At 50.7% G+C, this 8,822-nt stretch carries 13 protein-coding genes; 1 reads left to right on the top strand and 12 read right to left on the bottom strand.

Annotation, left to right across the window (positions count from 1 at the left end):
• Positions 1 to 84 precede the first annotated feature (84 nt).
• The 11 genes from ABVT36_RS18330 to ABVT36_RS18280 all read right to left on the bottom strand — a co-directional run bounded on the left by ABVT36_RS18330 (position 85) and on the right by ABVT36_RS18280 (position 7,473).
• Positions 85 to 363, bottom strand: a complete 279-nt coding sequence (locus ABVT36_RS18330) for a hypothetical protein (protein ID WP_368457853.1) — start codon at positions 361 to 363, stop codon at positions 85 to 87.
• Positions 360 to 869, bottom strand: a complete 510-nt coding sequence (locus tag ABVT36_RS18325; RefSeq protein ID WP_368457852.1) for a hypothetical protein — start codon at positions 867 to 869, stop codon at positions 360 to 362. The genes ABVT36_RS18330 and ABVT36_RS18325 overlap by 4 nt, the downstream gene beginning before the upstream one ends.
• Positions 870 to 968: 99 nt before the next feature.
• The gene (locus ABVT36_RS18320; RefSeq protein WP_368457851.1) at positions 969 to 1,445 is read right to left on the bottom strand and encodes a hypothetical protein; all 477 of its coding nucleotides are present in this window, start codon (positions 1,443 to 1,445) and stop codon (positions 969 to 971) included.
• A gap of 153 nt (positions 1,446 to 1,598) precedes the next feature.
• The gene (locus ABVT36_RS18315; protein WP_368457850.1) at positions 1,599 to 1,976 is read right to left on the bottom strand and encodes a D-Ala-D-Ala carboxypeptidase family metallohydrolase; all 378 of its coding nucleotides are present in this window, start codon (positions 1,974 to 1,976) and stop codon (positions 1,599 to 1,601) included.
• 236 nt (positions 1,977 to 2,212) lie between these two features.
• Entirely contained in the window at positions 2,213 to 4,183 is a 1,971-nt protein-coding gene (locus ABVT36_RS18310; protein WP_368457849.1) for an FG-GAP repeat domain-containing protein, read from the bottom strand.
• Positions 4,184 to 4,498: 315 nt separating this feature from the next.
• Positions 4,499 to 5,146: a hypothetical protein gene (locus tag ABVT36_RS18305; protein ID WP_368457848.1), complete on the bottom strand. Its 648-nt coding sequence runs from the start codon at positions 5,144 to 5,146 to the stop codon at positions 4,499 to 4,501.
• Positions 5,146 to 5,358 (bottom strand): hypothetical protein, encoded by a 213-nt coding sequence (locus ABVT36_RS18300; RefSeq protein WP_368457847.1) that lies wholly within the window; start codon positions 5,356 to 5,358, stop codon positions 5,146 to 5,148. Before ABVT36_RS18300 ends, ABVT36_RS18305 begins: the two co-directional genes overlap by 1 nt.
• A gap of 31 nt (positions 5,359 to 5,389) precedes the next feature.
• Entirely contained in the window at positions 5,390 to 5,680 is a 291-nt protein-coding gene (locus ABVT36_RS18295; RefSeq protein WP_368457846.1) for a nuclease domain-containing protein, read from the bottom strand.
• Positions 5,667 to 6,110, bottom strand: coding sequence for a hypothetical protein (locus ABVT36_RS18290; RefSeq protein WP_368457845.1), 444 nt, complete (start codon positions 6,108 to 6,110; stop codon positions 5,667 to 5,669). Before ABVT36_RS18290 ends, ABVT36_RS18295 begins: the two co-directional genes overlap by 14 nt.
• Positions 6,111 to 6,674: a replication protein P gene (locus tag ABVT36_RS18285; protein ID WP_368457854.1), complete on the bottom strand. Its 564-nt coding sequence runs from the start codon at positions 6,672 to 6,674 to the stop codon at positions 6,111 to 6,113.
• A complete protein-coding gene (locus ABVT36_RS18280; RefSeq protein ID WP_368457844.1) occupies positions 6,577 to 7,473 on the bottom strand; it encodes a helix-turn-helix domain-containing protein in 897 nt (298 codons plus the stop codon). The genes ABVT36_RS18285 and ABVT36_RS18280 overlap by 98 nt, the downstream gene beginning before the upstream one ends.
• A gap of 208 nt (positions 7,474 to 7,681) precedes the next feature.
• Here ABVT36_RS18280 and ABVT36_RS18275 point away from each other — a divergent pair, with 208 nt between their 5' ends.
• Complete coding sequence (locus ABVT36_RS18275; protein WP_368457843.1) at positions 7,682 to 8,002, top strand: hypothetical protein; 321 nt, start codon at positions 7,682 to 7,684, stop codon at positions 8,000 to 8,002.
• Positions 8,003 to 8,540: 538 nt separating this feature from the next.
• Here ABVT36_RS18275 and ABVT36_RS18270 read toward each other — a convergent pair.
• A complete protein-coding gene (locus ABVT36_RS18270; protein ID WP_368457842.1) occupies positions 8,541 to 8,768 on the bottom strand; it encodes a hypothetical protein in 228 nt (75 codons plus the stop codon).
• Positions 8,769 to 8,822: the final 54 nt, after the last annotated feature.

Here is an 8,822-nt window from a genome sequence, read left to right as displayed (position 1 = left end):
TCGCATTCAACTCGGGATCAGCCAGATAGGTGTCAGCAAAGACCTGCCACTTGTCCGTCAGACCGTTGGAATTGCGCCTGGCCATTACTCTCCCCGCTCTATCAGCCTTTCAAGCTTGTTATCAATACGCTGGAGCCGGGTCCGGATCTCGTCCTTGAACTCAGCGATGTGCTTCTGTTCAAGGGAGCGGAGGTCTGACTCGTGCTGAATCGCTTGGGAGTTGGCACCAATCCCCTTCTCAACATCAGACCCCCATACAAACAAACCAACCACCAGCAGGATGATGCTCACTATCTGGGTAACAGATACGCTCTTGCTCAAGTGCCAGTGTTCGGCTTGATTGGTCTCCGCTTGATTGGTCATGGTTTTACCATCGCCTTTGTCTTTTCCTTACTGCCTTGGCTGGAGCCGTACCAGAACTGCAGGATCATTGGTATTGCGCCGGTGATCACGCCGAGCATCAGAGTTCCGGTCTGTTCGAATGCCGGGGTTACCTCTACGCTGCCGGAGAACAGCAGGTAGGTCATGAAGAAATAGCCGCTGATAAACACAAACGACAGCAACGCCTGAACCCACAGCCCCCCTTTAATGCCCAGTTCCCGTGCACTCTTGCGGTCCTCCACTTCCAGCTGGTACACATCGATATCCAGTTCGCGCATCTTCACCTTGAAGTCGTTGTCGAGACCCCGCAGCTCCAGCAGCTTCTCAGGGCTCGCGTTCTGTACCAGTTCCGCTATGTCCTGCTCACTACCCTCACCATCCTGCAGGAAGTGATCCGAGAGGAACTTCACCGCAGTACCCGCCACCGGGCCACCCAAGGCAGCGCCCAGGGTCGGGGCCACGCTTTTAACGATTGCTTTCCAGCTCATGGTTATCTCCGGGCATAAAAAAACCGGCTCAGTGGCCGGTTTTAGTGATTGTGTGTCTGGTGCGAGGATTTACGCCTCGCTAGTTAAGTACTATTGGTCTCACTGCCTGACTAGCCTAAGTGTTGTTGGAGTTAGCTTTCCGGCTTTACTGTAACTCTCTTTTCTTAAAATTGTATTTTCATCTAAAAACTCAAAAGATAGCGAGTGCTGGTGGCTGACCTGCAGACTCGCGAGATTTGTAGCGTCTTGAAATGCGAAAGAAACAGAATTTTCATTACTCGGTTTTTCAAGCCTCAATCGCGGCTGATTGCCTTGCGGGCAGTAATGCGTAGCGATCAGACTATCTCCATCGGGGTGATACACAGTGAGAGAATGTGAAGCGCCTTTATAAATCCAGTTTTCTATAAGTACGCTGTCGTTAGCACTGCTTTCAAATGAAATATAAAAATTTTTTCCATCACTCCCTTCTTTTTTCCATTCTCCGACAAGAGATTTGAGCTTCTCAAAACTATTGACCGGCTCAGCGGTTGCAGAGAGCCAAAAACTAGCCATCAATAAACCCATGACAATTTTCATGGCGTCGATTCCTTGTGGCAGTAAACATTTATATAGTGGTCACTACGACCACTATTATCCTGATTCCTACGCCAGAGGCAATCTGGTGCCACTTCTACAAAGTACTATCCAAATCAGGCCATTGAACAAATATTATACAATCCAGAAAGGCACCTAGTAACTCCACACAGTAGGCCGGGCCCGCTCGCCCGGTACGGGTTCAAGGTCATCCAGGTGCAAGAATCGGCTGCTATGAGCGCCCTTCTGCTTCACACCAATACCGGTAAACCCCTCATCCTGCGCGATACTCAGCAGCTCATAGGCCCGCCCACCAGCAACTGATACATCCACCGCCTGCCCCGTGGTGTGCGTCATGGTGGAGCCGATCTTGGCGCAATGGGCCGGGCAGCGATAACCCGAATTGATCACCATCGGTTTGGCAAACCGCTCCCTCACCCTGATCAATCGACGCAAGGTGTCATCCGAGAAGTGGTTCTTGCCACAACAACGGCAAGCCAACTCCTCTTCCGTGAAGTAGTCGTTCTTGAACATAGGATCACCAGAAATGAAAAAGCCCGCACTGGGCGGGCTAGCAATGTTTAGGCTGTAGAGCTATATCTTCAGATTTATTGAAAAACTTCAGTTTGCGATGGCCGACTGACTCATTATACAGAACTACCTAGCAGTCAAATAGCCCCAACTCCACATGGAGCGACACAGCTACCTACAGCAATATTTAGTTATCTTCCTGACGTTTTGGCAAACAGAATTATAATGGAACTTTTTTGCTAGAGGTAACGCCGTACGAGCACATCGCATTTTTGATCGCCATTAAAGTCTGCCAATGAGGTTTTATTTATACTGATAAAATCGTCAGGCGGATCTTCGGGCCCTTCATTGAATACACGCAAATCTTGCCAGGATGTTTGTGCGCTATAGCTCACTTTCCAGCTTTTCGACGTGGCATTAATTGAATCGCGAATCACGTCAGTAGCCCCATCTCCATTCATATCGCAAAAGCTTAGCTTTTCCAGCTGCACCGATGAACTGCTGAGCCTCATCCATCCCTCTTGAGCGCCCCATGATACAAACCAATCACTGCCATTGGTTCGAAAGATATCAGTCCTTCCGTCTCCATCGAAATCACCAAATCTAAGCTCTGACAGGGAAATTTCCGAGGAAAGGGTCGCTTGCCCAGAACTAACACCGCCCCATGAAATGTACCATTGATCACCAATTTTGTACCAAATATCGCTTATACCATCGCCGTCAAAATCTCCGACCGTTAGCTGTGAAATCGGAAGTTCGGATGCTTTGAGAAATTCCCAGCTCCCTTTTGCACTCCAAGATACATACCATATATAGCCCTCGGCTTTAAAGGCATCAGTTTCTCCATCTCCATCGAAATCACCAAACCTAATGTTGCTAAGAGATTCTGATTTTGCACTCCACTCCTCCCAACTTTCTCTTGCTCCGGAAGACAAATACCATTTTGAGCCATCTGATCGTAAAAGGTCTTTGGCGCCATCTCCATCAAAGTCACCTATAGACAGTTCGCCAGGATCGTAGCTGGAGCGAATTCGATAACTCCAAAAATATTTACCCCCGAAAGAAATAGACCATACAGGTGGCACAGAAATTTCGTAGTTATTTTGCTTTTCTGTGCCCTCATACTCATAAAACAAGTTTCCCACAAAATAATTCTGGAAAATTGCCGAGTTTCTAAATTCCTCGTCCGGCCCAGTAAATATATGCTTATGTCGGAAATCATTATTGTAGACATCTGCTTTCGTGAAAGGGATACCTCTAACAGTAATTGCATGATCACGTATATCCCAAAATGTATTGCCATGTATAAGTATTGTATCTCCTGCTATCATTGGATATTCATGACAGGTAGGGTGCTTTGGAGCATCGTGACATCCGTGAACATCAAAATTGTGATCCATACTACCTTCAACTACCAAGTTGTACCTTGCTTCATAGCTACTATAAGGTCGGCCGGTGGTAGCAATGTCATGCCTATTGTGATTAAATAAATTTCCTTCAATTATGGCGTCTCCGAGATCTACCTGAATTCCATAGCCGAGCGCATGAGGTGTACACTCAGAGTCTGTTTCCCGTCTCCGATTGTGGTGGATGTGGTTGTGATGGACATGGGCAACTCTTTCCTTGCTTGTTTTGTTTAGGTTAATAGCTCTATGTGGCCAACCCCACATCTCATTGTTGTCAATCTCTATATCTTCGAACTTGTCGTCTCCACCATCGTAAATTGCAGATATTCCTGTAGCTTCGTATCGCAAACATTTATCGATCCCATCGAAGTCTGAATTGACAGTAGGACCCTCAATGCGGAGTCCGGTAATACGTACTCCACTACCTTTTATTATAAATAGAGATTCCTTTTCCTTGGTCGTAGTAAAAATATGAGCACCAAGGGATCCATCCACTCCTCTGCCTGATGCTAAAGTTACACCAGGCGGAATCCCTATATTCCATTCTCCTGTTAAATCAATAACAGCGCTGTCAGCAATGTATACGAGATCTCCTGGACTACGATTTTCTTCGTTTAAGCAACTGAGCAATTGACTTTTTGTTGTTACGGTACAAGTTGCGGAACCCGGCAGAACGCTACTGGAGTATGATTCACCTCCACCTATAGGATTCCCAGTCGGGTTTTCTATTGCGTAGGCAACTATAGAAAACATGCCTGATATATATAACAGCAAAGCTTGCGATATAATTAATATTTTTTTCATTTTTAATCCAGACGTATAAATGAGTTAGATTGTATCTACGGCAAACAGTTAAAGCACATAAGCAAGAAGCTTCGGGGCTGTAGGTAGCGCCTTCCGCAAACACACTGAACCACTGTCGCTTTCTCGCCAAACTGGGTTTGATCGGCATTCAGTATACGGTGAGCCTGGCGCGAATCAACACTTCAGTCTGATCTGACTGAGGGCAAATGCTGGAAAATCGCAGACACAAAAAAACCGACTCGGGGCCGGTTTCTCGGTCAGCAATGCGGAATAACCGCAAGCTAGGAAAAAGTTAGCATTCTGGCACAAACCCTGTCAACCACTTGCATGCAATTTTTCCTTATATCTTTCCACCATCTCGGAAACCGGTCCTAATGCCCTGGCCGGAAGTGGGTCCAGACGTCTCTGAAACCGTTGCCACAAGCTCTTCCAGCGCCGATCCCAGGTGGACTTATTGCAGCCTAAAATCGTGCGGGCCTGCCTAAGATCGATAGGCCGGCCGTTCACATCCCTAAGGGCGCAGGCGTTGATGCAGAAGAAGGCCAGCTTGGCGACCTGGGTTCTGTTGTGCGGTTCACCCCATTGGTCAAACTCGTTCATCAGGTAATGAAGGAGTGCGGCCCGCTCTTTGAACCGCGCTGCCGGCGGCGCATAGGCAGCCATGCCCCAGCTGTAGGCCAGTGGGTCGGTTTGGCGCAGTTTGGCTACTACATTTTGAACCAGGCCCTTTTCACAGGCGTCCATGATACGGCCACCGCTGCCCTTCCCCACTTTCGTTTCAACCGCATACAGGGTCGGTGCCGGTATTCTCGCCGTCACTGTGCCCTGCTCGTCCCGGATTTCGTCAATGGTGTGCCTGGGGCGGGAAATTACTTGGCTATTAGTGACATACGTATAGTCGGCCTGCCCTGTGGGGCTGTCGAAGGCGTCGTGCCATGCCTGTCGTGCGGTGTGGAATCTCATCAGCTGGCCGTGAAGATCTTGCGATACAGCTTCGGGTTTGGATTGCGGTCCCGGTTTCTGAGTCTGCCGGAGGTCTGCCAGCGCAGAAAGTCGCCACAAGCCAATTCGTATCTGGCACACCTGTCTCGTTGGTGGCAGTGATCGCAGGGGGATAGCTCCGTCAGGGCACGCTGTTGGTTGGGTGTCAATTCGGTCTTGCCCCAGCTACGCATCAGGTCTCTCTCTCGGTATACATCAGGATAATCATCGAATCAGCCCCTTATCGCGCATCCTTGTTTGAGTTTCAAACAGCGCCCGCAACTTGCTGCGCTCTACCTCAACCTTTGGTATCTCGGTCTTACAACGCCCGTCTATCACATCGTGACAGCAGCTGCAGCCATAGACGCCCCACCAATCGGGAGACTTTCGGGCCATACCAGCGTGGCTGGGCAGATGGCACAGCACCACCGTTTCCGGGTCACCGTTGCAGTGTGGGTAGAGCCGCAAGGTGCAGTCCTCACCCTTCGCCGCCTGGCGTAACTTAGTGCTGGGCATCCAGCAATGCTCCAAAGTCCACGCCCTTGAGGGTGTACCGATCAAATACCGTGTCGATATAGCGTTGGCACTGCTTGACGGTCATCAGTCGTGTGACCGGAAACCATTCCATCAGGTCGAGCTTGTCCTGATACGCCACCGGCTTGATGATCTTGTCGTAGCTCTCCCGGAACTTTTCATCCTCCTCCCGCAGAATTGGTACCCCAATGGTCAACTTACACTCTGCCCGTGCATGAGCGCAGTCGTCACCGTAGAGGGATCGGCCAATGCGCTGGTACAGCTCGAAGCACATGCGGTTCTGGTCCAGGCTGCGGTCCTTGCCCAGGCGCCAGAAGAAACGCACCACCTTGTGTTCCGCAAACAGGCCTTCACAGTGTTTATAAAACCCTTGCAGGCTGGCCTGGCTATTGACCTGGAACTGTTCCGGCATTCAGGCACGCTCCGCTGTGGTTTGCTCGCCGGCAAGGAGGGACTTCAGCTCTCCCAGGGCCGACAGTGCGACACCTCTGTCACATGGCCGAGCTGGCTTCTCTTCCAGTATCCGGTCCTGCACCGGGGGTTCAGGAAGGCGCTTGCCCTCGGCCAGGTCCTGCATAACCCGCTTCCAAGCCTCCCGAAAAGCAGCCTTTTGCTCTTTGGTCGGCATCTGCGACACTACGCTCCAGTCCATGTGGCAGTAAGCCGCATACACCGCTGGGTTTAACTGGGTGAAATCCCGCTTTACGTGCCTCGGGCCAAAAAACCGCTGCAACAGGGAAAAGGCTTCCGGCTCGCTGGGTATTTTCCAGTGCTTCAGGGAGGCTTTACGGCACAGGGCGATGAAATCTCCGGTGGATGGCAGAAATGGCCCCTGGCTTTGCCGAAGCTCAGCCAAACCCCCTTCGATCGTGCTCCAGTCAGAAATACCCGCCTCCATCAGCGCCATCAGCCACTGGTTCTTGACTACCGCAATAGCTGACTGGTCCGGGAAGGCCGCCCGCCAGCCCGGCTTGATCCCCGCCAGTTGTTTGAATAACTCGTTCACCAGTTGCGCCGTCGAGCCAGTCGGTGTCGTCGGTGAACGGGTTGGGTGGTTGCGATGATCCATTGTGCGGCCCTCCGCGTTTGGTGAGTCGGTTGATCAGCCAGTCAGCCTTCACGCCCTGCCAGCCAGCCAGCTCCACTTCGGCTACCAGGGCTTCGTCGGTCATGCCGGTACTGTCCCCGGCCTGTCGGATTTCACGGGCAGCCAGCTCCAGCGCCCGCTGGGTCAGTGGCTTGCGTAGTTTCTTGCGGTAATCGGCGAAACAACGCGCCGAGTGTTCAGTGATGGGGAGACCGGCGAAATCGAGCCCCCTGGGCTTTTTGGGCTGGACAGGAGCGCGCTCGCGCGCGTCCCCTTGTATTACTCTTACTGTATTGCTCTTACCTGTACTACTCTCTTCCGTGTTTTCCGAATACCCCCCTTCGGGATTCCGAATAGGGTTCTCCGTGTTTTCCGAATACCCCCTTCGGGATTCCGAATACCCCCCACTCACAAAAATATTACGTTCACAAATACGCTTTCCATCGCGTTTTTGGGTGATCGTCAAATAGCCTTTTTTCTCCAGGCTGGAGATGATTTCAGACACCCGGGATGGGGACAGATTGAAGAATTCGGCGAACGCCTTGTTGGACTTGTAACAGCCTCTGACAGGATCTACGGACAGGCTATTGATTTCCACCAGCATAACCTTTTCCTGCAGGCTCAAGTCTTTAGACAGCCACAGTTCCGCTGGAATCCAAACGCCTTCAAACGCGCGTTTATCGCTCATTGACGCCTCCACCCTCTTCTGAGGCCGATGAATCCACTGATAATGTCCGTCAAATCAACGTGTCAGTCTCTCCTGACTGTCACACCACTGTGCAGGTGTCGCCTTCCTTCGGTATGCTGACGGCTCCCACACCAACAGCATCCGCCGGAGAAAAACCTATGACTTGCAACCTGTTCATCCCTCATACGAAAACAGAGGAGTATCCCTAATGGCTGGATACGAATGGCCGTTAGGGGACGGCACAGCAATTGAGTTTCACATCTACGAAAAAAACGAGAGCTGGGATTCTGTTGCTGGGTTATACATCTTCAGCTACAAAACCCCAGACGGCTCTTGGTGCGCTTTATACGTTGGTCAAACAGACGACTTCTCCTCTCGTCTTCCGTCTCATGAACGCTGGGATGAAGCTCACGGTTTTGGGGCAACACACGTTCATGCAATTGCAGTTACCGGTCAATGGGAGCGCGATGTAATTGAGAAGTGTCTGGTTGAACATTTGCAGCCGCAAATGAATTCTCACCATCGTTAGTATTTTCCATAGAATCCCCTCGCCCACTTTGGTCCGAGCAAGGTGAGTCAGTGGCTGGGGGACCATATTCAGTGATTTCTATAGTCGCGCCAGTTTCAACTAGCCGCTCTAGGAACGACTCTGATAAATTCGTGAACGGCTTCAACACAAATTCACCATTGATCTTTCGAATTTGCATATAATCTCCTTAGTCATCTAAATGCAGCAGTTAGTGGGATTCATGCCTTTCCAATCGCTGAATCAATATCCGGTGATACCTGCTCATCACCTTGCGTTGCTCCTGAAGTAGCTCTTTTTCCTCGCTCTCCAAGTCGTTGTAATCTTTGGACTCCAAAAACCTATTGAGACGAAGCCTTTTGTTGGTGAGTCCGACGATCTCTTTGTGTAAGCGCCCTATAAAATCACTCATTGCCTTGCCTCTATTGCGCTGTCGCTACCTTTAAAAGGTGCCGGCCTTTCACCGGCTCGGGAAGTCCCTGCCCCTCTACTGCTTCCTCACAAACTGCTTTGTCACTCCAAACCAGTGATGGATTCCTTTTCACCCAGCACTTTCTGGAAGCTTGACAGAGTTTTTAAGAGTCTCAGATAGCCCCTCTAACTCGCACAACTCTTCGGTAACCTCATCCAGAATGATCTCGGCCTGCTGGGTTGCCAGCTGCGCCTGTGTTTTGCCCTTGGAGCCATCCAACCGCCGGCCACAAAATGCCAGCCGCTGACGGTCATGCTCGGGCAACTCCGCCAACAACTGAGGGATGATTTCTTTCATGGCATAACCTGCTCTTGATTGATGTTGTACCGCCGGCTAATCGGGACCTCCATT

The sequence above is a fragment of the Microbulbifer sp. TYP-18 genome (genome assembly GCF_040932045.1).
Classification (GTDB): Bacteria; Pseudomonadota; Gammaproteobacteria; order Pseudomonadales; family Cellvibrionaceae; genus Microbulbifer.
The sequence above is the reverse complement of the archived record's forward strand: the minus strand, read 5'-3'. Positions and strand labels throughout refer to the sequence as shown.